Source organism: Phytobacter sp., from assembly GCF_059074235.1.
On sequence record NZ_JCACPZ010000001.1, the window covers coordinates 101,184 to 126,693 of the forward strand.

The 25,510-nt window shown below is 53.7% G+C and carries 23 protein-coding genes; 16 read left to right on the forward strand and 7 right to left on the reverse strand.

Annotated features, from left to right (window positions below; genetic code table 11):
• Nucleotides 1-28: 28 nt before the first annotated feature.
• Nucleotides 29-937, forward strand: a complete 909-nt coding sequence (locus AC5JPW_RS00495; protein ID WP_494237676.1) for a LysR family transcriptional regulator — start codon at nt 29-31, stop codon at nt 935-937.
• Here AC5JPW_RS00495 and AC5JPW_RS00500 read toward each other — a convergent pair.
• Entirely contained in the window at nt 912-2,081 is a 1,170-nt protein-coding gene (locus AC5JPW_RS00500) for a multidrug effflux MFS transporter (RefSeq protein WP_494237678.1), read from the reverse strand. The genes AC5JPW_RS00495 and AC5JPW_RS00500 overlap by 26 nt on opposite strands.
• Before the next feature lie 189 nt (nt 2,082-2,270).
• Nucleotides 2,271-3,170, reverse strand: a complete 900-nt coding sequence (locus AC5JPW_RS00505) for a LysR family transcriptional regulator (RefSeq protein WP_494237680.1) — start codon at nt 3,168-3,170, stop codon at nt 2,271-2,273.
• 117 nt (nt 3,171-3,287) lie between these two features.
• On the opposite strand from AC5JPW_RS00505, the gene AC5JPW_RS00510 reads away from it, so the two are divergent.
• The 14 genes from AC5JPW_RS00510 to fimZ all read left to right on the forward strand — a co-directional run bounded on the left by AC5JPW_RS00510 (nt 3,288) and on the right by fimZ (nt 17,751).
• Nucleotides 3,288-4,037, forward strand: a complete 750-nt coding sequence (locus AC5JPW_RS00510) for an SDR family NAD(P)-dependent oxidoreductase (RefSeq protein WP_494237681.1) — start codon at nt 3,288-3,290, stop codon at nt 4,035-4,037.
• A gap of 212 nt (nt 4,038-4,249) precedes the next feature.
• On the forward strand, nt 4,250-4,948 hold the full coding sequence (locus AC5JPW_RS00515) for an amino acid ABC transporter permease (RefSeq protein WP_494237682.1): 699 nt from the start codon (nt 4,250-4,252) through the stop codon (nt 4,946-4,948).
• Nucleotides 4,926-5,693, forward strand: a complete 768-nt coding sequence (locus AC5JPW_RS00520) for an amino acid ABC transporter ATP-binding protein (RefSeq protein ID WP_494237684.1) — start codon at nt 4,926-4,928, stop codon at nt 5,691-5,693. Before AC5JPW_RS00515 ends, AC5JPW_RS00520 begins: the two co-directional genes overlap by 23 nt.
• 37 nt (nt 5,694-5,730) lie before the next feature.
• Entirely contained in the window at nt 5,731-6,504 is a 774-nt protein-coding gene (locus AC5JPW_RS00525) for an amino acid ABC transporter substrate-binding protein (RefSeq protein ID WP_494238114.1), read from the forward strand.
• Nucleotides 6,505-6,764: 260 nt separating this feature from the next.
• A complete protein-coding gene (gene nqrC, locus AC5JPW_RS00530; RefSeq protein ID WP_494237685.1) occupies nt 6,765-7,523 on the forward strand; it encodes an NADH:ubiquinone reductase (Na(+)-transporting) subunit C in 759 nt (252 codons plus the stop codon).
• Nucleotides 7,524-7,828: 305 nt separating this feature from the next.
• Entirely contained in the window at nt 7,829-9,769 is a 1,941-nt protein-coding gene (locus tag AC5JPW_RS00535) for an FTR1 family iron permease (protein ID WP_494237686.1), read from the forward strand.
• A gap of 29 nt (nt 9,770-9,798) precedes the next feature.
• The gene (locus AC5JPW_RS00540) at nt 9,799-10,326 is read left to right on the forward strand and encodes an iron transporter (protein ID WP_494237687.1); all 528 of its coding nucleotides are present in this window, start codon (nt 9,799-9,801) and stop codon (nt 10,324-10,326) included.
• A 109-nt stretch (nt 10,327-10,435) separates the two neighbouring features.
• A complete protein-coding gene (locus AC5JPW_RS00545) occupies nt 10,436-11,815 on the forward strand; it encodes a Fe-S-containing protein (protein ID WP_494237688.1) in 1,380 nt (459 codons plus the stop codon).
• A 2-nt stretch (nt 11,816-11,817) separates the two neighbouring features.
• Nucleotides 11,818-13,101, forward strand: coding sequence for an ABC transporter permease (locus AC5JPW_RS00550; RefSeq protein WP_494237689.1), 1,284 nt, complete (start codon nt 11,818-11,820; stop codon nt 13,099-13,101).
• Nucleotides 13,091-14,221, forward strand: coding sequence for an ABC transporter permease (locus AC5JPW_RS00555; RefSeq protein ID WP_494237690.1), 1,131 nt, complete (start codon nt 13,091-13,093; stop codon nt 14,219-14,221). Before AC5JPW_RS00550 ends, AC5JPW_RS00555 begins: the two co-directional genes overlap by 11 nt.
• 4 nt (nt 14,222-14,225) lie before the next feature.
• A complete protein-coding gene (locus AC5JPW_RS00560; RefSeq protein ID WP_494237691.1) occupies nt 14,226-14,921 on the forward strand; it encodes an ABC transporter ATP-binding protein in 696 nt (231 codons plus the stop codon).
• On the forward strand, nt 14,908-15,393 hold the full coding sequence (locus AC5JPW_RS00565; RefSeq protein WP_494237692.1) for a TlpA family protein disulfide reductase: 486 nt from the start codon (nt 14,908-14,910) through the stop codon (nt 15,391-15,393). Before AC5JPW_RS00560 ends, AC5JPW_RS00565 begins: the two co-directional genes overlap by 14 nt.
• Nucleotides 15,394-15,795: 402 nt before the next feature.
• A complete protein-coding gene (fimY, locus tag AC5JPW_RS00570) occupies nt 15,796-16,509 on the forward strand; it encodes a fimbria biosynthesis regulator FimY (protein ID WP_494237693.1) in 714 nt (237 codons plus the stop codon).
• A 609-nt stretch (nt 16,510-17,118) separates the two neighbouring features.
• Nucleotides 17,119-17,751 (forward strand): fimbria biosynthesis transcriptional regulator FimZ, encoded by a 633-nt coding sequence (gene fimZ / locus AC5JPW_RS00575; protein ID WP_494237694.1) that lies wholly within the window; start codon nt 17,119-17,121, stop codon nt 17,749-17,751.
• A 51-nt stretch (nt 17,752-17,802) separates the two neighbouring features.
• Here fimZ and sfmF read toward each other — a convergent pair whose 3' ends face one another.
• From sfmF to fimA, 5 genes are all read right to left on the reverse strand, one after another.
• Complete coding sequence (sfmF, locus tag AC5JPW_RS00580; RefSeq protein ID WP_494237696.1) at nt 17,803-18,321, reverse strand: fimbria assembly protein; 519 nt, start codon at nt 18,319-18,321, stop codon at nt 17,803-17,805.
• A gap of 9 nt (nt 18,322-18,330) precedes the next feature.
• Nucleotides 18,331-19,338: a type 1 fimbria D-mannose specific adhesin FimH gene (fimH, locus tag AC5JPW_RS00585; RefSeq protein ID WP_494238115.1), complete on the reverse strand. Its 1,008-nt coding sequence runs from the start codon at nt 19,336-19,338 to the stop codon at nt 18,331-18,333.
• A gap of 5 nt (nt 19,339-19,343) precedes the next feature.
• A complete protein-coding gene (locus tag AC5JPW_RS00590) occupies nt 19,344-21,938 on the reverse strand; it encodes a fimbrial biogenesis usher protein (RefSeq protein WP_494238116.1) in 2,595 nt (864 codons plus the stop codon).
• Between the two features lie 34 nt (nt 21,939-21,972).
• Complete coding sequence (gene fimC, locus AC5JPW_RS00595) at nt 21,973-22,665, reverse strand: type 1 fimbria chaperone FimC (protein WP_494237697.1); 693 nt, start codon at nt 22,663-22,665, stop codon at nt 21,973-21,975.
• An 84-nt stretch (nt 22,666-22,749) separates the two neighbouring features.
• Nucleotides 22,750-23,301, reverse strand: a complete 552-nt coding sequence (fimA, locus tag AC5JPW_RS00600; RefSeq protein WP_494237698.1) for a type 1 fimbrial major subunit FimA — start codon at nt 23,299-23,301, stop codon at nt 22,750-22,752.
• Between the two features lie 536 nt (nt 23,302-23,837).
• Here fimA and AC5JPW_RS00605 point away from each other — a divergent pair.
• Complete coding sequence (locus AC5JPW_RS00605; protein WP_494237699.1) at nt 23,838-25,499, forward strand: ShlB/FhaC/HecB family hemolysin secretion/activation protein; 1,662 nt, start codon at nt 23,838-23,840, stop codon at nt 25,497-25,499.
• The last annotated feature ends 11 nt before the right edge of the window (nt 25,500-25,510 follow it).

Here is a 25,510-nt window from a genome sequence, read left to right on the forward strand (position 1 = left end):
CACCTCCCTTCATGCCCCGGAACCGCCCGTGCTGAAAGAAAATTTTAATGACCTCATCGCTTTTCTGGTTGTCGCCCAGGAGCGCAGCTTTACCCGCGCTGCCGCCAAACTGGGCGTGTCGCAGTCGGCGCTAAGCCATTCGATGCGCGGGCTGGAAGAGCGCATGGGCATCCGTCTGTTAACGCGTACCACCCGCAGCGTATCGCCCACCGAAGCGGGAGAAACCCTGTTGGAGCGCATCGGACCGCACTTTAGTGACATCGAAACCGAGCTCAACATGCTCAAAGGGATGCGCGATGTGCCCGCCGGGAATATCCGTATTACGGCAGGGGAACATGCGGTGGATTCGGTGCTCTGGCCGGTGCTAAAGGATTTTCTTGCTTGCTGGCCGGATATCAACGTCGAAGTGACCGTCGACAACGCCCTGATGGACATTGTGACTCAGCGCTTCGACGCCGGTATTCGCCTCGGCGAGTCGGTCGCAAAAGACATGATTGCGATCCCCGTCAGCCCGCCGATGCGCATGGCGATTGTCGGGTCACCGGACTACTTTCGTCGCAATCCGCCGCCAAAAACCCCGGCAGACCTGCAGTATCACCGTTGCATCAACATGCGGATGGCGACCCTCGGCGGCCTGTTGCCGTGGGAATTTTCAAAAGATGGCAAAGAGCTGAAAGTGCGGGTGGAAGGGCAGCTCACTATTAATGCGCTACGTCACCGTATTGAAGCGGCGGTGTCCGGCGTCGGGCTGGTCTACCTGCCCGACGATGCCGTCGCCGGAGAGATAGAACGGGGAGAGGTGGTACGGGTCCTGGACGCCTGGTGCGAGCCGTTCCCCGGTTACTATCTCTACTATCCCAGCAGACGGCAGCACACGGCCGCTTTTTCACTGTTTGTTGAGGCGATGCGCCTCAAGGACGACGTGGCAAAACGATAATCGCGGCGCTGGCGAGGGTAAAAAGCGCCATGATCCATGCCATCGTCCAGGGCGTGCCGTCACTGAACAGCGCCAGCAGCAGCGACGAGACAATGCCGCTGCCGTATTGCAACGAGCCAATCAGCGCCGAAGCGGAACCGGCTATGTTGGGCACTTCGTCCAGCGCGGCGGCGGTCGAGGTAGCGGCAATGATCCCGTTCATCGAGAAATAGACAAACACGCAGGCGACCACCGCTGCGATGCCACCCGCATGCAGTTTCACCGTCACGGCCAGCACCACCACGGCAACGGCGGCAACGGTGACTGCCGCTTTCAGTAAGGTCTCAAGCGGGTAACGCTGCACCAGTCGGCGGTTCACCATGCTCATGCCCATCACACCGACAATATTCACCGCAAACAGCCAGCCGTAATACTGCGGATCAATACCGTAGAAGCTGATGTAAACCCGTGGCGAACCAGTAATAAACGCATAGGCCGCAACGTAGAAGAAGGTCAGGCTCAAGGTGTAACGCATAAACAGGCGGTTTTTCAGCAGTGAACCGTAGTTGCGAAACGCGCCGCGCAGCGAGGCCGGGGTGCGTTTTTCTGCGGGCAGCGTTTCCGGTAAAAACCACAGCGACAAAAACATCAGTACACCAATCACTGCCAGCAGCAAGAAGATGGCGTGCCACGAGGTGAAGCGGATAATCTGCCCGCCCATCAGCGGCCCGGCGATAGGGGCAATCGCCATCACGATAATCAGCGTGGAGAGCATTTGGGCAGCACGCGTGCGGCTAAAAAGGTCGCGGATCATTGCGCGTGCCAGCATCGGTCCGGTACAGGCTCCCATCGCCTGGAAGACGCGCCAGAAGACAATCTCGTTGATGGAAGTGGAGTGCGCGCAGCCCAGCGAGCCAATCACAAACAGTACCATGCCGATAAACAGCGGCAGCCGACGACCCAGATGGTCGCTGATCGGTCCCCACACCAGTTGCGCCAGGGCAAAGCCGATAAGAAAGCCAGTGACGGTGAGTTCAACATCACCCTGTAACTCAACGGCCATCACCGGCATGGCGGGTAGATAGATGTCGGTCGACAGCGAGGTAAACGCCATTAATGCGCTCAGGATCGCGACAAACAGCGGCCCGTTTGTGGATTTAGTCATAAGATCTCGATTAATAACAGCGGATGCAGCGGCAGAGGACGAACGCGCCGGTACGTGATGGGGGCTATTTTAATTGGATTTTCTGCTGTGATAATCCCGCGAAATCATATTGTGGTTATGAGGTGAGTTCATGAATGAGGTGCCCCCTCGCCCCGCCGGGGAGAGGGTGAGGGGGAAATATCGGCACACTCACAACCGGGTCAAGGCCGCAAACGACACTGCCAGACTATCAATCAGCGCCCTCACCGCAGGCGGCAGCCCCTTACGAGTGGTAAACACCAGGTGAACAATTCCCGGCACGCTGCGCCACTGCGGGAAAATCTGCACCAGCTCTCCGCTTTCGAAGGCGCGATGACAGTAATGCTCCGGCAAAAACGCCACCCCCAGCCCCTCTTTTGCCGCACAGCGCACGGCAGAAAAGTCGCTACAGCTCATCACTGGCGTATGGCGAAACGCCAGACTCTGCTTATCGCTGTTTTCCAGCGGCCACTCGACTTCCAGATCGTCATCATTGGTACTGAGCGTTGGCAAACTCTTCAGCGCAGCAATATCTTTTCCGGCGCGGTGCGCCAGTTCCGGGCTGGCGACCAGAATCCGGTGCGAAATGCCCAAAGTGCGCATGATAAGCTCCGCATCGCTATTTAGCTGGGTGCGCACGCGCAGGGCAACATCAATGCGCTCGTTAATCAAATCAACGGCACGATCGACGGCCACAATTTGTAACCGAACCTTCGGGTAGCGGCGCATATAGGCCATTAAGGTGTCGGATACCACCTCGACCATGCCGGTCGGGCAACTGAAACGCACCAGACCGTGCGGCTCCGCATGGGCGTTGACAATCAGCGCTTCAGCCTGCTCCGCTTCCTGCAAAATCGCACGACAGCGCTGGTAAAACGCCTCGCCCACTTCGGTCACACGAAAGCGGCGGCTGGTGCGCTCAATCAGCCGTACGCCCAGGCGTGACTCCAGCTCTGCCACCCGGCGGCTCAGCTTTGACTTTGGCTCATGTAACGCTCTGCCCGCAGCGGCGAACCCACCGTGGCGCACCACTTCGGCGAAGTAGCGGTAATCATTGAGATCGGTACGCATCGTCTTCTCATCGTTCCTTTAATAGAACGATAGGTAGCATATTTGCTGTCTTTTTGCACCATCGTTCCACTGGTATCTTCATCATCACTAACCCAACGGAATAAACCGGAGTTTAAAATGAACAGATACAGCAACAAAGTGGTCGTGGTAACAGGTGGCACCAGCGGTATTGGCCTGGCAACAGCAAAAGCATTCGCGACTGAAGGCGCGCAGGTTTACATCACTGGTCGTCGTCAGGAAGCGCTCGACAAAGCGGTGCAGGAGATTGGTGGCAGCGTGGTCGGCGTGCGTGGCGATATGGGCAAACTGGGTGATATCGACCACCTCTACGATGTAATTCAACAGCAGCACGGGCAGATAGATGTGCTGGTGGCAAACGCCGGTGGCGGTGACTTTGCTGCACTGGGCGAAATTACTGAACAGCACTACGAGCAGACCTTTAACACCAACGTGAAAGGCGTGCTCTTCACGGTGCAAAAAGCCCTGCCGCTGCTGAAAGATGGCGCTTCCATTGTGATGACCGCCTCCACCACCAGTGTGAAAGGCACCCCTGGATTTAGCGTTTACTCGGCGACCAAAGCGGCGGTGCGTAACTTTGCCCGTAGCTGGATTCTGGATCTCAAACCACGTGGTATTCGCGTCAATGCCGTCAGCCCAGGCCTGACCGATACCGCCGGTCTGAATGAACTCTTCGGCGGCGGTGAACAGGCGGAAGGCACCAAATCCTGGCTCTCTGAACAGGTGCCGTCAGGACGCATTGGTCAACCGTCTGAAGTCGCTAACGCAGTGTTGTTCCTTGCCTCTGATGACGCAAGCTACATCAACGGCATCGAACTGTTCGTTGACGGCGGTCTGGCACAGATTTGATGAAGAGGTTGCCCCGTGTTGGCAGTATGAAATACGGGGCCTTCTCCTTTCTCAATGGCGATAGAAATCACTTATGCCCCAAACGCATAAGCATTCCTGGTATATCTAGATACGTCCCGAATTACCCCGTGGTAGACTCGCCCTTCATGAATAAAAATTATCTTATTTAATTTATTACAACTGAAAATAATAATTTTCAGGGAAGGTGAAGTGTGCCTGATTGGTTATCTTTAGCGCTCGATTCATTTTGGCCGATGTTGTATGCCGGGCTGACATTTACGATTCCATTAACATTAATCACTTTTATCCTGGGATTAATTCTGGGATTTATCGTTGCGTTAATTCGGTTATATGGACCAGCCCCGCTGAAAAGTCTGGTGCGTTTTTATGTCTGGATTATTCGCGGCACACCTTTGCTGGTGCAACTGTTCCTTATTTTCTATGCGCTGCCTAATGCCGGTATTACTCTGGATGCGTTCCCGTCAGCGGTGATTGGCTTCACGCTGAATATTGGTGCATATACCTCTGAAGTGATCCGCGCCACGTTGCTTTCAGTACCGAAAGGCCAGTGGGAGGCTGCGCACTCCATCAGCATGAGCTGGAGCCAGTCGCTGCGCCATATCATTCTGCCTCAGGCTGCGCGGGTGGCGGTACCACCGCTTTCAAATACCTTTATTTCGCTGGTCAAAGACACCTCGCTGGCGTCGGTTATCACCGTGCCGGAGATGTTTCTTGCGGCTCAACGCATTGCAGCGGTGACCTATCAGCCGTTAATTCTGTATACCGAAGCTGCCATTCTCTACCTGCTGATCAGTTCCGTTTTATCGTATTTACAGTCGCGTCTGGAAATTCGTTTAGAAAGAAATACCGTGGTGAAGGAAAATTATAATGATAACGCTCTCCGGACTTGAGAAAAGTTTTGGTTCGCAAAAAGTCTTACACGATATTTCGCTTTCTCTGCCAGAAGGCAGCGTCACGGCATTAATTGGCCCTTCTGGTAGCGGTAAAAGTACGTTATTACGCTGCGTGAACTTGCTGGAAATACCGCAGGCCGGAACGGTGCAGATTGGCAGTGAAGAAATTTCATTTAACGGGCAGACAAAAACAAAGAAAAAAGATATTCGCCGGATTTGCCAGCAGACCGGGATGGTCTTCCAGAATTTCCAGTTATTCCCGCATTTAACCGTGCTGGAAAACATCATGCGTGGGCTGGTGGTGGTACAGAAATGGCCAGTCGCCAGGGCGACCGCAAGGGCGGAAGAGTTGCTCACCAAAGTGGGTATGCTGCACAAGCGCGATGCCTGGCCTGCCATGCTTTCCGGTGGTCAGCAGCAGCGTGTGGCGATAGCCCGTGCGCTGGCACCTTCACCCAAAGTGTTGCTGTGCGACGAGCCCACGTCTGCGCTCGATCCTGAATTGTCGCTGGAGGTGGTGGCGGTTCTGCGTCAGCTTGCGCAGGAAGGCACCACCATGCTGATGGCTACCCATGACTTGCGGCTGGCGGCGAATATTGCCAACCAGGTGGTCTTTCTGGAGTCCGGGCACATTGTAGAGAGCGGCACGTCAAAGGCCATCTTTACCCAGGCGAAGAAGACGCGCACCCAACTGTTTATTTCCACCCTGACCGACACCCTTCCCGATTCCTGGGAAATTTAAAACAACAACACGGCATTCAATCTTCAAGGAGTTAATGATGAAAGTATTAGTGACTGCACTGCTGGCTACCGCCATTCAACTGAGTGCCTCGCATGCGGCCTTTGCCGCAGACGACCTGGCAAAGATTAAGTCTGCCGGGGTGTTTAAAATCGGTACTGAAGGCACCTACCCACCGTTCACCTACCACGATGCCTCCGGCAAACTGGTGGGCTTTGACGTGGAAATTGGCCAGGAAGTTGCCAAACGTATCGGGGTGAAAGCCGAGTTCGTAGAAGGTAAATGGGATGGTCTGGTCGCCGGACTGGATGCCAAACGTTATGACGCAGTCATTAACCAGGTCTCCATTACACCTGAGCGTAAGGCGAAATTTGATTTCTCCGAGCCGTACATCTCCTCCAAAGCGGTGCTGATCGTTAACAGCAACAACTCAGCAATCAAATCCTTTGACGATCTGAAAGGCAAAAAATCCGCCCACACCCTGACCAGTAACTATGCGCAACTGGCGCGTAAATACGGTGCGGAAGTAGTAGGAACCGATGGTTTTGATCAGTCCGTTTCGCTGGTCGCGCAGGGCCGTGCTGATGCCACTATCAACGACAACCTGTCGTTCCTCGACTTCAAAAAACACAAGCCGGATGCGCCGGTGAAAATCGTGGCTTCACAAAGTGATGCGGAGCAGGTTGGCGTGCTGATTCGTAAAGACAATGCCGATCTGCAGCAGGCGATTAACAAGGCGCTGGAGAGCATTAAATCTGACGGCACGTACCAGAAAATTTCCAACACGTACTTCGGTACAGACGTCTCTAAATAAGCTATTCACCCCGCTTTCATGGCGGGGTTTTTACTCATGTTTCCCCCCGAATGAATTAACGTACGCAGACTTATTTCTCATCATTAATATTCTCTCTGAAAATAAAGGTGCTGCTTTTTTATCATTTTTGTTATCACAATAGCGTCTGGCGAGTAGTTGCAAACCCGATCTGCCAGTGGCATAGATATAAAAAGCATCATCACTGGCGCACTATTTATTTGTCGTCAGGTCGAGTCGTTACTAAGGGGTGAAAAATTATAATGAGTAAAGGTAAAATTATTGTTGCATCAATGATGTTATTCCTTGTTTTATGTTTTGCTGCGGCGGCTGTCTGGTTTCTGGTCATTAAGAGCAATGATGCACAGCCAACCAGTCAACAACAGACGGCGGCGATTCTTCAGGTAGCGGGTCTGAGCTCTGGCAAAGAAGATGAAAAGACGCTAAATGCGTTATTTGATAAAAGGGTCATTACGCGTCAGGTGAATCTCGACAGCGGTACATTGCTGCCCGTTTCCTCTCGTCAGAGTGTACAAAAATCCTGCGTAAATCTCGCGCCAGAGCAAGATCCGGCTCAGATTCGCCAGCGTTGCAGTACTGCAGAAGTTTATCTCGTGCAGAATAATCATAATGAAATACAACAAATTATCCTGCCTGTTTCCGGAAAAGGGGCGAAGTCGATGATGCATGCGTTCATCGCGCTGGAGACCGACGGGCGCACGGTAAAAAACCTCTTCTACTACGAACAAAACGAAACCCCGATGTTGGGGGCGAAAGTTGAAGACCCGCAGTGGCTTAGCCAGTGGCCCGGTAAAAAGATCTTAAACGACGATGCCAGACCTGCGCTGAAAGTGGTTCAGGAAAGCGCGGGTCCCCACGATGATTACACGGTGGATGGCATTACCGGGGCCACAATGACGTCAACGGGCGTCGAGAAAAGCATTAATTTCTGGATGGGCGAACGCGGGTACGGTCATTTCCTCCAGCGGGTCGCGAAAGATAAGCAATTATTATCAGACTAAGTTTCAAAATACCCTGAGAAGTTAAGTAATTGTATTTAAGCCAGCGTGGTTGTTATCGCTGGCTTATTTATTTTCTCTTTTTCACATTATTACTCGATCTTGCTATTAGCGCTTTTAATAACCCCTAAGCTAAATGTGGAAATAAACCTGTCGGTCTCGACAAACATGCCTGGTTATTAACATTCACTTTTTATAATTAATTTACACAACTTGTCACTGTTTGACGGTTTCATGATCCTGGTCATGTACAAACGATAAAAAAGAATCATGATAATCATTATCATTTGTATTTTACGGTACACATTGTGTCTATTTCCCGATCTTTTCTGGTGGTTTTAGTGGGGCTACTGTTCAGCGCATGCACCTGGGCAGAAACAAGCTACGCCCCTTTTATTGAAGATATTGAACAACGCCTTGATAAAACGGCAGAACTTTATCAGCAGCAAAAAGACAATGATGCGCGCCGCGAAGTGCAGATGGCCTATTTCGAAGTGTTCGAAAACCTCGAAGGGCCGATTCGCATCAATTTCTCCGCCAGCAAAAGTTACGAGATGGAGAGCACCTTCGGCGAAATCCGCAAGATGATTGGCGAGAAGAAACCGCTCAGTGAAGTGCAGGCCAAAATCGACGGGCTAAAAAAAGCGTTACGCGAAGTGGAACCGGTGCTGGATGGCGGCCACAAACTGGTAGCCGAAGAGCAGCACACGGCGCTCTCCCGTGACGATATTGCCGTTTACTGGCAGGACAATTTCCGCACCATCGACGATTTACTGGCGCAGGCTGTGACCGAATATCAGGCAGGCAATTACAGCGCCGCCAGCCAGCACGTTCAGCAGGCCCACTTCCAGGGTTTTAAAAACTCTGAAATGGAGATGTCGGTACGCCAGAACCGGTCATCAAAAGATGCCGCGTCGATTAATCAGCAATTTACTGCGCTGATTGCCCTGGCGGCCCAGCCCGATCGCCTGAACGATGTCTCTTACCAGACTACTGCGCTGTTACAGGACATTGAAGACCTGCTGCCGGGGCTGCCCACCACCCGTGATGATCAGCCGGTAACTACACCGAAGCAGGCTGCTGCCAATGCGCCTGCGTCAAGCGATACACCTGCTAATGCCGACTGGGCGGGCATTTCGGATGGCATCAACCAGAGCATCGCGGATGCCATCGCCCGCTATAAGAGCGGCAAAGCGCAGGACGCGATTCTGGACGTGCAGGACACCTATTTTGACCGCTTTGAAGCCACCGGCATGGAGAACAAAATCGGTTCCCGTGACTCCGCCTTCAAAACCACGCTGGAAAACCACTTTACCCGCCTGGTCAGCCTGATGAAGGCCGGCCAGCCGGTTGAAACGCTGATGGCGGAAGCCAACGGGCTGAAAACCGATCTGCAAAGCGCCGTCACCATGTTGGGTGAAGGAGAGGAAACCCAGTGGAGCCTGCTGCTGTACAGCCTGATGATCATCGTGCGTGAAGGGCTGGAAGCGCTGCTGATTGTCGCGGCAATTGTGGCTTACATGGTGAAAAACAACCATCAGGACAAGATGCCGCTAATTCGTCAGTCGGTGATTGTCGCCCTGGTCGCCAGCGTGGTGACGGCGGTTATCTTCCAGATGTTATTCACCAACTCCGGTGCCAGCCGTGAAATGCTCGAAGGCTTCACCATGCTGATTGCCGTGGTGATGCTCTTCTCCATGAGCTACTGGCTGCTCTCTAAGGTGGAAGCGCGCCACTGGAAAGCCTGGCTGGAAGGCAAATTATCCCACTCGTTAACACGCGGTTCGCTGGTCGGACTGTGGCTGACCTGTTTCCTTGCGGTGTACCGCGAAGGGGCGGAGACAGTGCTGTTCTACTTCGCGCTGATCGGTGATGCGAAGGATTTTGCCGGTCACATGGCGATTGGCGCAGGCTTTGTCGTGGGCTGCGTGGTGCTGCTGATCGCCTGGCTGGTGATGCGCTACACCGTCGTCAAATTACCGCTCAAACCATTCTTTATGTTTACCGGCAGTTTTATGTACCTGATGGCATTTGTCTTTGCCGGTAAAGGGGTGCTGGAACTGGTGGAAGGCAAGTTGTTCCAGCCAACGCTCATCAACGGATTGCCGGAAATCAGTTGGCTGGGCATTTATCCCTATGTGGAAACGTTAGTTCCGCAGGCGGTGTTACTGCTGGCGGCGCTGGTCGCGCTGTGGGTGATGCGTCGCCGAAACCACGTTCCCGGGGAAACAATTAAAACTAACCCATAGTCCATTTTTTAGACGAGAGGATGTGTCAGATGACCATGAAGAAGAGCCTGATTGCCAGTGCAGTCATTGCCGGGATTTTCACCGCCCCTGCGGCGTTTGCGTTCCAGGAACACCCGGCGGGTGAACCGATCAAAATGAACGAAATGGAACTGGCCGCTGTTTACCTGCAGCCCATTGATATGGAACCTCGTGGCATGGGCCTGCCAGCAGCGAAAGCTGATATCCACCTGGAAGCCGATATCCACGCGACCGAAGGGAACAAAAACGGTTTCGGCGCCGGTGAGTGGGTTCCGTATCTGACCATCAGCTACACCCTGGTAAACACCGACAGCGGTGAGAAACAGGAAGGGACTTTCATGCCAATGGTGGCGAGCGATGGCCCGCACTACGGCGCGAACATCAAAATGATGGGCGTGGGTAACTACAAAGTGACTTACCACATCGAGCCGCCAGCCAAAGCGGGTATGCACCGTCACACTGACACCGAAACTGGTGTAGGCCGCTGGTGGAAACCGTTCGACGTAAGCTATGACTTTAAATACGTCGGCCTGAATTAATTAATACGCAGGTGTTGGTGTTAACCACGCGGGAGGGCCATTCTGGTCATCCCGCGCTCTGCTTTCTGGTACACCACTTTTTTACACCCTCTCTGGCCGGGTTGAAGTTATGAGTTACTTTTTCGTCACCACGCTACAGGTTTTTTTCTGCGTCGCTCTGCTTAGCGCGCTGCTCTGGAGCCGTAACCCGCTCCCGTCGCTGCGACCGCTGGTCTGGACATCCCTCGTTGGTCTGGTTGCCGGGCTGCTGTTCGGTCTCTGGTTCAAAGGTTCCCAACAGGTTCAGTTGCTGCTGGTGGGCGTCGAACTACTGGTATCGCTGCTGTTCCTGCTCAGTTTCTGGTGGGTACCACACCGTGTGCGCTACTTATGGCAGGCGATTCTGGTGTTTGGTGCCGCACGTCACTGGGGGCTGGATCCGAACCTTGAAGGGTTGACCAGCACCCATGTGTTGAATACCGATCTGCTACTCAATCTCACGTCATTGGTACTGGCTTTCGCCGCGCTGTGTCTTGCCGCTGCCATGTGCTGCATGCTGGTGCGTCGCCTTCGCTGGACACACTGGCCACTGACGCTGGTGTTGATGGTGATGTTGTGGCTGCCGATAAGCGGAAACCTGTTGCTGCTGCTGATGAAACTGCAGGTGGTGCCACTGGTGAAATCGCTGCTGAGTTTTGTGGCGAAGGTGACGAATAATGCCGAACTGTACAACTGGGTTGGGGCGGGGCTGTTGCTGTGTCTTGCGCTGTGCTGGCTACCGACCCTGTACCGCTATTTCCGTGATGTACGGGTGACGCACGAGCCGATAGCTCACCGCCTGGCCCTTGCCCAACGCCGCAATGCTACACGTCTGCTGCTCAGTACCGTCGGCTGTGCTGCGGTGATCGTTGCCGGGCAACTGTGGTGGAACCTGGTAGCCTCGCAGCCGCCGCAGTTATCGCAAGCGCAGCCAGTTCAGCTTGCCAGCGACGGCATGGTGCACCTGCCGGTAGAGCAACTGCGTGATGGCAAATTACACCGTTTTGTCTGGGTGGCGGACGACGGCAAAGCCGTGCGCTTTTTCATCATCAACCGTTACCCGGACAAACTGCGTTTTGGCGTGGTGTTTGACGCCTGTCTGCTGTGCGGCGACCAGGGCTATGTGATGGAAGGCAATCAGGTGATTTGCGTGGCCTGCGGCGTACACATTTTCATTCCGTCGATAGGTAAAGCGGGAGGCTGTAACCCGGTGCCGATCGACAACTGGCGCAACGACGAGAAAGAACTGACCATCCCCGGCGATGCGCTGGCGGCTGGGGTGAATTACTTCTCAACGGTGGTGACCATTAAGGTGACCGATCCGGTGGATAAGACCCCCCTCACCAACACGGCTGCTGAGTACAAATACAGCTGGGGCGGCAAAACGTGGTTCTTTGCTTCTGAGGCAAACTACAACCGCTTCCGCGCAGCGCCTGAGCAGTTCGCGCCTGATATCGTGAAGGAGGAATAGTCATGTTATGGCGAATGCTACGGCAGTCCTGGGGGCGTAATCTGCGGCGAAAAATGCTGGCGATCCTGACCGTCTTTCTGGCTTCCAGTCTCATCTCTGCGCTGCTGGCGGTGTCGATTGATATCGGTGACAAGATGTCGCGCGAGCTGAAATCCTACGGAGCGAACATTTTGATTGAGCCCGCCGGGCAGGCGGCGCTGCCTGCGATGTTCAGCGAGAAGAGCAACCCGCTCTCCGGGCAGGATTTCCTCGACGAAAACGAACTGCCGAACATCAAAGATATCTTCTGGCGTAACAACATTGTTGGCTTTGCCCCGATGCTGGGCGGCGAGGTGACGGTGGGCGGGCATGATGTCCGGGTACTCGGCACCTTCTTCAGTCAGCCGGTGGATATTCCGGACGAAGAGGGTTACCAGACCGGGCAGCGCACCGTGAGCCCGTTCTGGCAGGTGACCGGCGAGTGGCCGCAGGAGCCCGTGAGCAATGTGCCGCAGACGCTGGTCGGTCATGCGCTGGCGCGCAATAACGGCTGGAAACCCGGCGACAAACTCACCCTGCAGGCCGGAAGCAAAACGCAAACCGTGGTCGTCAGCGGCATTCTTTCCAGCGGTGGCGAAGAGGACAGCCAACTGGTTATGCCACTTGCTGTGGTGCAAAACCTGCTGGGACTACAAGGCAAAGTGCAGGCCATTCGCGTCTCGGCGCTGACGGTGCCGGAAAACGAACTTTCGCGCCGCGCCCGTGAAAACCTCGATGCACTGAATGCCGAAGAGTATGACCTCTGGTACTGCACGGCGTACGTCTCGTCTATTGCTCACCAGCTTGAAGAGGCGATTTCCGGTGCCGAAGTGCGTCCGGTCTGGCAGGTTGCCGCTTCGGAGGGGGTGGTTATCGACAAGATCCAGCTCCTGATGGGCGTGGTGACGCTTGCCGCCCTGGCTGCTGCCGCGATGGGCATTGCCTCGTTGATGACCAGTACCATTATGGAACGCGCCAAAGAGATCGGCCTGATGAAGGCGCTCGGTGCGCGTCAGTGGCAAATTCTGCTGCTGTTCTATCTGGAAGCGGCTTCGAGTGGACTGGCCGGTGGTGCGGTGGGCTGTATTGCGGGCTGGGGACTGGCGAAAGCCATCGGCCTGATGCTGTTTGATGCACCCCTCAATTTCGCGTGGATTGTTTTCCCTTGTGTGCTGGTGGTGGCGGTGCTGATTGCCGTTATCGGCACCTGGTTCCCGGCGCGCCGTATTGCCCGCCTTTACCCTGTGGAGGTGCTGTATGGCCGCTAAGCACGACATGCTCTGGCTTCTGGTCTGGCGCGCATTGCGCCTGCGTTTGCAGCGCGTCAGCGTGGTGTTTGCTGCTCTCACCGTGGGGGCGACCATTGTCACTGCGCTCTCCGCCGTGTGGTTCGACATCAACACCAAAATGAGCGAAGAACTGCGCACCTTCGGGGCAAACTTTTACATTGGGCCGGGGCACGGTTCCAGTATGCCGCAGCCGGAATTACAGGCCATTCTCGACAAGGCCCCGCAAGGGTTGATTCATGGAGCCAGCCCCTGGCTGTACGGGATGGCGCGCACCGAACTCGAGAAGGTGGTGATCGTTGGCGTATGGTTTGAATCGATGCAAAAACTGGCGCCGTACTGGCAGGTGACCGGTAACTGGATCGGTGTGAGTTTTGATGACCGGAACGCGATGGTGGGCGTCAAGCTGGCCGAACGACTGAACGTTCGACCGGGCGACAGTATTACCCTGGTCGATCATAAAGAGCGTAAAAAACTGCTGGTGAAGGGCATCGTTGAAGCAGGTGATGCCACCGATAACATGCTGATTGTCAGCCTCGATGTGGCGCAGAAATGGCTCCATCAGCCGGACAAAATCAGCCATGCGCTGCTCAGCGTGAGCAACGATGTGGGTCAGGTGGAGAGCTACGCCCAGCACCTGCAACAGCAGTATCCTGATCTGGAAATTCGCCCGGTGCGTAAAGTCTCGGCCTCCGAAGGGCAGGTGCTCGACAAGATAAAAGGGCTGATGGGGCTGGTCTCGGTGGTCATTCTGGCGCTCTCGTCGCTGTGCGTGAACACCACGCTGATGGCGATAGTGGGAGAACGCTCGCGAGAGTTTGCGCTGCAAAAAGCGCTCGGCTCCAGCAACGGCGACATCATGCGTCAGATGGTGCTGGAAACCGGCATTATTGCGCTGGCTGCAGTGGTGACGGGCTGGATCCTTGGCTATCTATTGGCCCAGCTGTTGGGGATGACGGTGTTCAACGCAGCTATTTCCCTGCGCCTGCCCGTTCTGCCTATCACCCTGGTGCTGTCTTTGCTGGTCGCGGTGCTCGCGGCCATCGTTCCGGTGCGGCGCGCAGTGAGCGTCGAGCCTGCAAAAGTTTTGAAAGGAGAGTAACGCCATGTCTGTTACGCAAATCCCGCAGATGGCGATTGAAACCCGCCATTTGTATAAGCGCTTCGGTGACGTCACCGCGCTGGACGATATCAATTTACGCATTGCTCGCGGTGAGTTTGTGGCGATTATGGGAGCCTCGGGTTCCGGTAAAACCACGCTGATGAACATCCTGACCTGTCTGGACACCGCCACTGAAGGGCAGGTGATTCTCGACGGTACCGATGCCGCCGCCCTTGATGAAGAGGGTCGTCGCCGTTTTCGTGCCGAGAAAATCGGCCTCGTTTTCCAGCAGTTCCACCTTATCCCGTTCCTGACGGCACTGGAGAACGTGATGCTGGCGCAGCATTACCATAGCGTGGTGGACGAAGCCGCTGCCCGCGCCGTGTTGGCGCAGGTTGGGCTGGAGCACCGTATCACCCACCTGCCGAGCCAGCTTTCTGGTGGTGAACAGCAAAGGGTGTGTATTGCCCGTGCGCTGGTGAACGAGCCGCCGGTCATTTTCGCCGATGAACCCACTGGTAACCTGGATGAAGAGAACGAACAGCGCGTGCTGGATCTGCTCACCGACCTACACCGCCAGGGGCGCACCATCGTGATGGTGACACATAACCCAGCGCTCGGGCAGTTTGCAGACCGTATCGTGCGTTTACAGCACGGAAAATATCTTGGCGAGGAGAAAGCACATCATGCGTTGGCTTAACGGATTGGTATTAGTGCTGCTGGTGCTGTTGAGCGGCTGCAAAGAAGAGAAACTGGCGAAAGGGGCACCCGCTCCGGCGCTGGCGGCATTCGATATGTTTGGCAAAGACGTCAGCCTCGAAAGCTGGAAGGGCAAAGGTATTTACCTCAACTTCTGGTCGTCCAGCTGTGGTGGATGCCTCGCGGAAATGGACACCCTGCAAGCGTTGAGTAAAAAATATGGCGATAACGTAGTGGTGGTGGCCGTCAACACCGACCCGGATTCGGTGGACATCAATGCGCTGCTGGTAAAACACCAGATAACCTACCCGGTAGTGCGCGATCAGCTCAAAATCACCCAGGAGCGTTATAAGGTCATCGGCACGCCGACGTCGGTCGCGATCGACAGTCAGGGCCGTGTGCTGGACCTACACCAGGGTGTGCGTAAGCCCGCAGAATTGCAGGACACCTTTGTGCGACTGGCGAGTAACTAAAGCCGGATTGAAACTCAGGCCGGGTGAGCGCAACGCCATCCGGCAGGTTCAGGCTATGAGCAGAGGACTAACGGTCCTCTTTGGTATGCCAGAGTTCAACGACGTAAATATCACTACCTCTTTCTCTCTTAATAAAAGTTAATAACTAAATGCTTCTCCGTGGATTCACGAAACAGGTTGCGACTCCGTTTGCGAAAAATCTCACCCCGCTTTAAGTAAATCCATCTTGGCGACGTGCTCGTTTGCCGAACAAAATAAGCGAATATCGCGGATGACCCGTTACATTGTCCGCCCGTAAACGCCATTCAGCACGTTATCGATTAGGAAAATCCTGGCAATGACCTTCGGACCTGATGAGACTGCGGCACATTCATTGGGGAGAGAGCTATTTGCGAGAACAAAATGCGAAGTGTGGCGCGACGGGAAAAAAAGCGCAGAACTAAAGCCCGACACACCATGCTGCCGTGGCAGCATGATATGCCACTGGTGATTGATAGCCTGGAGCACCTCTCGCTCCAGCTCAGCGATACGCTGCCTGAAGGCATTATCAGCCAGATGCTCATCTCCTCGGACCGATTTTTGGGCTACGCCTGGAGTCGCCATCTTTTCGTCGGCAAACGCACAGCAACCTTTGGGTCGCTGGAAGCTGCCAGCTATCGCCTGAATGACAGAAGCCTCACCTCACTTATCGTCGACATGGAAAGCCTGACGACCAGCCGTTTTGCTGCGCTCATGGCACTGCGGGCACACTGCCTGTCGAAAGGGGGGTTGCGAACATACCTGCTGATCTCACATCAGGACCCACCCATGCACGCATTTTTAAGCGCCGCCGGGCCGTTCGAGCCGCTGGCGCGTAACCTTCCTGTTCAGTTACTTAGAGAAGCACTGCTCGCCCCGCCCTTGCCAAAAACAGTTCCGTGCTTCTCCTCCACGGAATGGCAACTTATCACTCTACTGGCACAGGGGCTGACGCTGAAAAATGCCGCCCGGCAGATCAGGCTGCCTTATCACCGTGCGGTGTATCGTATTTCCACGCTACTGCAGCGGCTGGGACTACCTGGCCGACAATCTCTTACCCAACTTCTGCATCGATTAACGCTTGATGTAAATCATTAAGGTGTAGCAAGGGAGTTGTTACTCTCACCCACGAACTAAGAAACTACTTAATTCTGTGTGATTTTAGGAAGTTAAGTTACATCTAATTAACAATTACAACTATTCCTGGATGTCACTTTGTCTCTCAAAACCCCTCATTTTTTAGAGTAAATACATAAGGCTGTGGGAAAAATAGCCTACGGATGAGGCTGGTGTACTTAACGATCTACACACATTTGGGTTACAGCTTTGTTTTCCGTGTTAAACACGAAACGTAAATCTTAATAATGCGGTTTCGTTAGGCTTTCGTTTCAAAAGCAGAATCTATACTCCGTTTTTCCGGGATTTTATATTCTTGAAAAAACCTTTTGTTTTTATAAGGCTTTTCGAACGAAGCGTCCCAGGTATAATCATCTCAACTTATTAACAAATAAGACTAATCTAAACCGTTATACGAAAAGGCTATTCCCCACATTCGCAGTCTGCGAGTGGAAATAACTAAGCAAGCAAGGATGCTCAAGGTTTTCCTCAGGAAGGCCCCGGCATTAATTTCTTGATTTTACATTAATCCTGCCAACGCTAATGGTTATTATTGGCGTTGCATTATGAAAAAAGTCAGAGGCACAAAAAATGAAACCGGCTTCCGTTATCATTATGGACGAGCATCCTATTGTCAGAATGTCGATAGACGTATTGCTCGCGAAAAACAAAGATGTTCAGGTGGTATTGAAAACTGATGACAGTCGTACCGCACTTGATTATATTCGCGCTAACCCTGTTGACCTGGTTATTCTGGATATTGAATTGCCGAAAACAGATGGATTCAGTTTGTTGAGAAGAATCAAGGCGATAAACGAGAAGACCAACGTCTTATTCTTATCGTCTAAATCAGAATCTTTTTATGCAGGCCGGGCAATACGTGCCGGAGCGAATGGTTTTGTCAGTAAACGCAAAGATCTGTGTGATATTTATAATGCGGTTGAGATGATCCTCGCGGGTTATTCTTTTTTTCCGTCAGAAACCATCAGTTTTATCAATCAACCGGCTCGACGCCGTGGCGAACAATGGGATATGCCATTATCTAATCGCGAGGTAACGGTATTACGTTATCTGGCTAATGGTTTATCGAATAAAGAGATTGCGGATCACTTACTACTAAGTAATAAAACGATCAGTGCACATAAATCCAATATATTTACCAAGTTGGGTGTGCATACCATTGTTGAACTGATTGATTACGCTAAGTCACACGAACTACTCTAGAAAACACGCCCGGGAGATAGTCCTTCCGGGCGTGTTTTTTATCGTTTCAGCTTAGTAATAATTGATGGTAAAGGTCGCGTCGGCATTGGCATCGCCCGGCTGCGCATCTCCGGTGAGCGCAATATAGTTGGCGTAAAACTGCATCGTCACATCGCCATTTTCATCGATGACCGCCTGCTGGCTGGCATTTTCGAGCGCAATACGGCTGCGGTCGTTGTCGCGTAGCTCAATGGCCACCGTTTTCGCCATCTCGCCGTCCCGTAGCGCCAGCAGAGAGGGGTCGGAGGCAGGTGTGCCGGAAAAGGTGATAGAGGCGCTGCCGGGTGGGCAACCGGTGAGCTTAAGTTTAAAGGGCACCAACATGGTGGTGCTGCCGGGTATACGCAGTTGTTTCGTCGGCCAGGTCCCCAGGTTCACTGTCTTATTACTGTCAGCGGTTTCCACTGTGCAGCTAAAATCCACCACGTTGCCGCGCAACTCAATGTTGATTTCCCCCAGCGGACTGGCACTCATAGCGGCCTGACTGAACATCAGGGCGAGGGCGGCAAGATTATCTCTTTTACGCATCATCCCCCTCCTTTAATCAAAGTCCACGCGCAGGTAACCACGTGCGGTAAATGGCCCTTCAGCCGGTTTTTTCCCCGTTACACTGACTGGCCAGGCGCGAAGACCGAGATTGGCTTCGGCGTTGTCGTCCAGCCGGAAGGGGATTTTGCTCGCCAAAGAATTGGGCTCAAGTACTTGACCACCCTCTTCGGCAACCATAAAGCCGACGTCCTTGTTATCTGACACCATCATATTGCCCTTAAAGTCTTCAGCTTCCAGTCGCATGCTGAGATAGGCCTGGGCATCAATATTGGTGCACTTGATGGCAATGCGTTTATTTTGCGGGGTGGCGGTAGAGGGACGTCCGCCCGCCCCTGCTTTGCTGAAGAGCGCAGCACCAATATTGTCAAAATCGAATTCTACCGTTTCGCCTGCATTGATCTTGCAGTTCTGTGGCACTTCCACCTTTCCGCTGTAGCTGATGGTATAAACCGGCGTCACCAGGGCATCACTCGCCGTCGACGTGACGAACACTGTTAGCATGGTCTGGCGGGGAATCGGCACCATGTTGATAAAGGGCCGCGTTACTTTCAGCCTGAAAATGAGTTTTGAATCCAGTACGTCGAACGGCTTTTGCTTGCTGACGTCAGTGTGTACACCCATGCGGATATAGTTGCGGGGCGGATAAAATACACCCGCCGCGGAGTCGGTTATCTGCATTGCCCCTTGCAGATAATCATTTAATTTCAGGTACTGGTAACTGCCTTCAGTGTTCTGCACTGACAGAGTGGTGACGTAACTGCGGTAGGTATAGTTAACGGTTGTCCCTGCCGGACAGGTTGCCTGCACACCGACCCAGCCTGATTTTTCCGGCAGGGTGACGATTTGCCCGACCTGGTTATTCGAGCTGTTAAAGGTGTTCGACAGATCATAGGCAATGTCGGTTGGACTGCCGGTCGAGTTATAGCAAATGGTGGCGCTGGCGGCGTTCGCCATCCCCAGTGATGCTGCCCCAATGAGCAGCAGACAGGTTTTGTTCATCATGATTATCCTTTTCGCTCACACTGCACGTTGGCAAGTGCGACGGCCTGTTGCAGGCTCTCTTCGGGCAGTGAATAGCGGGCTTTGCAACGCGATGACGCATCGTCACCCCACTGCACTAACAGCTCACCTTTAAGCGGCAATCCGCTGAGGTAAAGTTGCCCCTCTTCACCGACCATGCTGGTGATGCCGCTGCCGGATTCCCGCACGATAGCCCCGAACGGCACCGGGCGATCGCCACGCTTCACGGTCAGCAGGGCACGCACGCCAATGCGGGTATCGAAGCTGGCACGCACCAGTGCGCCCTGAGTGGGGACGACGCGGCTGACGTTGTTTTCTACGTCGGTATGGTTGTCCATTGACTGGGTATCGAGCGCGATACGGTTGTAGCGGTAGACGGTGGCATACGGCATGACCGCGTAGCCGCGCCAGTCGGTTTTTACCCCGGTCTGGTTTTCGATACGCACACCGCGTGCGCCCGGCGCTTTGATTAACACGTTGGTGTCACCGAGCGGCTGGCTGAGGGTCACGCCGTCAGCATGACCGACGACACCGCCCGCCAGTTGCCAGTTGTAATCGTGCTGGTTACTGTCGACGTTATAGCCGAGTCCCAATGTGCCATACGCCCCCTGCCAGTTTGCACTGGCGCTGCCGCTGGATCCGTTAGTGCTGCTGTGGCCCTGGCTTATGCTGTAACTCAGGTTGCGCCCTTCCAGCAGTGTGCCGCCCACGCCGGTGCGCCAACTCTCCTGGCCGTTACTATTGCGGCTGGCATTGAAGCTGGCCCAGGCGCGATCGAGCGCATTGTCGCGGTCATAGTGCTGGCCGCTAAAGACGCTGAACGGCACGGTGAGGTTCAGCGCCGCAATTTTGTTGCTGCCGCTGATACCCGGCGATTCATTCCATGACCAGGAGAGGGAGTAGCTGATCCCTTTCCAGCTACTGGCGTAGCCCACCTGGTACCAGGTGTCGGTATCGCTGGTATTCCAGTAGGTTTGCTGGCTGCCGGAGATGTACATTGACCCGTAATCGCCGAAGTTCTGCGAGATGTTGGCCTGAAAGCGCCCTTTTTTACTGTTATGCAGGTTGTGATAGCTGCGCACGACAGGCGTTTTGACCTGATTGCCTTCGCCATCATCTTCGTATTCGTAGCCTTCCATATTGCGGTACGCGACATCGCTTAAGGTGTAAAACCCGCGTGTGGAGTAGCGATAGCCGAGTAACTGGAAGTTGGTGCCGTACTGGTTCAGGGATTTTGCGTACAAAAAGCGCAACGATTGCCCCTGATGGATGCTGTTGTCTGCCAGCTCGCTACGTGCGTGGGTGAGATCGACAGAGACCGCACCCCAGTCGCCGAGGTTTTTCCCTGCGCCGAACACAAATGCGTTGTAGCGCCCTGCCAGTTGCGTACCGGAATAGAGGGTGTAGTTTCCCGCCATCCCGGCCATCAATGTGCCCTGAGCAAATCCTGGTTTCGACTGCTGAGCGTTCCCGCTGCGATATTTACCCACCACGGCGTCATATTTCACCCGACCTTCACGTTGCAGTAAGGGGACCGTTGAATAAGGCACGACATAGTGCTGCTGACCGCCATCTTTCTCTTCCACGGTCACATCCAGGTCACCGCTCGACGACGTCGGGTTGAGATCGGTAATCGCAAATGCGCCCGCAGAGACATAGCTCTGATAAATAACGTAACCGTTCTGGCGGATCACCAGTTTGGCGGGGGTACGGGCGATACCGCGCACGGTCGGGGCGTAGCCCTGCAGGCTTTCCGGGTACATGCTGTCTGAGGAAAACAGGCGTATACCGCGAAAACCGAGGCTGTCGAACACGGTGTTGCTGGTGTTGCTATCGCCCATCACCAGTTCGCTTTTCAGCGGGATGATAGTGCGCTGCGCCCAGGTGCCGATATTGCTCCAGCGCTGGGAATGGCCGCTGTCGCTGCTCGTATAGCGCCATGCACTGCTGTTACGTAATCGCCACGGGCCATAGTTCATGCCGCTTTGCAGGCTCAAAAAGTAGTTGTCGCTGTCCGTGCCACGACTACCGGTAAAGGTGTAATTAAGCAGTCCGGCGGGAATGCCTTCGTCCCACTCTTCCGGGGAGATATAGCCACGTGCGCTGTTGTTCATCGCTGCCTGGGGCAGGTTGATGTCGAGGCGTTGGGAGGCAAAGTTATAGGTCAGGGTTGCCCCCGGTACGATTTGCGGAATATTCAGGCATTCCGTCTCTTCGTCGGTGTTGATCGCCGGAAATGCCTGCAGGTTAACGCCGAGGCGTTTTAACCAGTCTGCGTTAAAGCAGGGCATCAGCCCGCCGGAAGTGGTCGCGGTTTCGCCTTTGGCGATCGCAAAATGCACGTCCTGAGTGCCGATGAAGTCGTCGTTACGCCAGATATCTACGCGATAGACGCCCGGTGGCTGGTTGTTGCCTTTCTCAAAGCGTGACAGATCTGCCACCGTTGCCGTGTCGTCGGATAAAAATGCCGGGTTGAAATAGCTCTCAGCGTTGCTGAATGCCGGATACGTCGCCGCCAGCAAGAAACCGCACAATCGGGGGGCAAGCCCTGCGCGCAAAGAGAGGCTTATCGGGGTCATCATCCTGATTCCTGTGTTTTTTCACCGCGTCGCGTTAGGGCAGGCGAGCCGTGATGGCAGGCGTAACCGCACCGTAATCATTGACGGTCTGGTAAGTCACGCTGCCCTGAGCGTTGGCGGGTAAGGCAATCTGGCTGCTGGCTTTTGGCGCAACCATCAGATTTTCTGCTTTCTGGCCACCCACGCGCACATTTACGAGGGAGACGTAATATGCTGAGGGGTTATTAATGGTCAGTTGTTTACCCGCACGAGTGAAAGTCAGTTGTGCAGGAGCTTCTGTTGGTGACCCCGATAATTTTGCCGGGCGCACGAAGAGCTTGATGCGTGACAGCACCGCCAGTTGCAGGACGTTTTTGCCCTCAAGGCTGTTTTTATCAATCGACGGTATGGCTTTGACGTTCATCCAGAACACCGATTCGCGATCGGTTGGCAGCGGTTGCCCGGCATAAATAATACGCAGGGTATGCTCGCTTTTCGGTTCGCTGACAAATAATGGTGGTGTGACCACAAAAGATTTTTCTTTTTGCCCGTTATTATTTTCAATCCACGCATTGACCAGGAAACGTTCTTTATCGCCGCTGTTGGAAATAGATAGCGATGTTTGCTGAGCATCCGCCGGATAAATAACGCGAGTGGCCCCTAAAGAAATACCGCCAGCGGAATATGCGGGTAATGACACCGCGGAAAAAAATAAAACCGCAGCGGCTGTTTTTAAATATTTACGCATAGCAAAAGTGACTCTTTACGTGTTTGTGGCAGACAAAAAAATGCCCCATCCATGGGGCGAGGATTTTCCCTGTACTCCAGGTGCTTACTCGTAGTTCATGATAAAGGTAGCGTCTGCGTTCGCCTGACCTGGCGAAGTCGTCGCTGCAGTCGCTTTATAGCGCGCAGAAAAACGCAGGGTGTTTTCACCTTCCACCAGCTTCTGCGCGACAGACGTTACAACACCGTCTGGTTTCAGCGGGTTGGAGTTATTGTCGAGGATCTCAATGCCCACGCCCTTCGCGGTGGAGCCATTGTCGCCGGAGGCAATGGCCAGCAACGTATTGTTGGTTGCGTCAACCTGGCCGGTGAAGGCAACGGCGGCGGTTTCTGCTACCGCAGGATCACAGTCAGTCAGAACAATTTTGAACGGTACCAGGGTCGAGGTATCGCCGACTTTGGTGAAGGTCGCGGTGCGATACTGACCGAGCTGTACGGTCTGATCGGCAGAGGTAGTGCTAACCGCACAAGCCGCATTAATCAGCTTACCTTCAAAATGGACGGTACCGCCGGTGACACTAACGACATCAGCCTGTGCAGCACCTGCTAATAACATCAGACCAGCGGCAACGGATGCAGACATTAATTTAATATTCATTACTTTTCCTTGAAAATAACTATCACCAGCACATGGCCGGATCCATTTAAGTGATAACGGCAAGTATGTTGTGCCGTGGTTACAAATTAACCTTTCAGGGAATTTTAAAATATTCGAAATGACTCTCAGTGACCTAAGTCCTTTCCTAAATAGCGCTAAGACGTCTTATTTTTGATGTGTAAGTTAGATTTCGTTTAGCCAGTGTTTATTAGAAACAAAGGTTGGATCAATAAAAGCATGACAAGTGTAGGTTCGTCGCCATAAAGAGTATGACGCCGAGCGGCGTGAACCGTAATGGGAATGTTAAATGATTTGATGGATTATGTAATTGCAGTGGGACTAAACTTTAATAAACTCCAGCTAAATAATCATTCAATAATATATTATCCCCCAAAGCTAAATTTAAATGAATAAAGCGCGTTTGCATTTTTTGATTATTGCCTTTCGTTTTCATTCATAGGAATATATAAAAAATACCATTAGATTATTCCTAACCTAAATTAATTTTTGGTGGCAGGATTAGATTATTTCTATGGATGGTTATTGTGCGGTATCTCCTTCTGTCTTTATTATTTGTGGCGACGGCGCACGCCGCCCCATTAACCCCTGCCGATCGTGATGCTGTCCGGCAACAGCAGGAACAAATTTTACGACAGGGCCAGCAACAGCGTGATGAGCTGGAACGCAGCACGCCCTTGCCACGCTCAGGTTTAAATACACCGGCTGACGTCACTCAGGGTCCTTGTTTTACGCTGCACACCATCACCCTTTCCGGGGCGACATTGATGAGCCCCAAAGTCCGGCAGCAGCTGCTTTCACCCTGGCAGAACCGCTGCCTGGATATGGCAAAAATAACCCAGCTTACTTCGTCGATTTCTGACTGGTATATCAGTCGGGGGTATATTACCAGCCGTGCTTTTCTTACCGAGCAGGATCTCTCGCAGGGCGAATTACGCATTGTGGTGCTGGAAGGGCGCTTACGTCAGATACGGCTCGAAGGTGCCTCGCCACGCATGCTGAAAATGGTATTTCCCGGCCTCGAAGGTAACATTTTAAACCTGCGTGATATTGAACAGGGCATGGAGCAAATAAACCGGCTACGTACGACACCGGTGCAGATTGAAATAATCCCGGATACTGAAACTGGTTATTCCATTGTCGACTTAAAAGCAGTACCTGAATTTCCGTTAAGTGCCAGTGTGTCGCTGGATAATAGCGGGCAGAAAAGCACGGGTGAAGATCAATTAAGTGGCTCGCTGGTCGGCAATAATCTATTAGGTCTGGCAGACCGGTGGACGGTGAGCGGCGGGCGCAGCAGTGATTTTGCCACCGCTTATGACGCGCAGAATTTCCAGGCGGGGATCAGCATTCCCTACGGATACGGCCTGATGGATTATTCATGGGCCTGGAGTAATTACCGCTCCACAATTATCAATATGGGCTTCCCGTGGATTTCCACCGGGGACACCAAAACCCATCGCCTGAATACCTCATGGGTGGTGTTCCGCAATGGCGATATCAAAACCGCACTGATGGCGGGTGTCACGCAGCGCACCAGCCATAACTGGCTGAACGATGCTCCTCTGGTCAGCAGTTCCCGTAATCTCTCGAGCCTGATGCTGGGCATCAACCATACCCATAAGATTTTGGGCGGTGTGGCGACCTTCAACCCCAGCTTCAGCCACGGTATGCCCTGGTTCAACGCCGAAACCGATGAAAACAAAGTCGGCGATGTCCCCCGCGCCGAATTCCGTAAGTGGAGCCTGAACGCCAGTTTCCAGCGGCCTGTCACCAGTGACCTGCTGTGGCTGACCAGCCTGTACGGGCAGTGGTCCCCTGACCGGCTCTACGGCAGCGAACGCCTGACCCTGGGCGGCGAAAGCTCCGTACGTGGCTACAAAGAGCAGTACCTGTCCGGCGATAACGGCGGCTACTGGCGTAACGAACTGAATTACAGCCTCTTCACGATGCCCGTCCTTGGGCAAATCAGCGCCACTGTGGCGCTGGATGGCGGCTGGTTGCAGAAAGACAAGCTCGACAGCTATGCCAGTGGAACCTTGTGGGGCGCGGCGGTCGGTCTTAACAGTGCCGGACGGTTGTTTGCCAGCCAGATTTCCGTGGGGACGCCGCTGCGCTACCCCGACTGGCTCGGGCCCGATCATGCGAGTGTTAACTGGCGCGTTTCTGTCGCGTTTTAAGAGGGAACAAA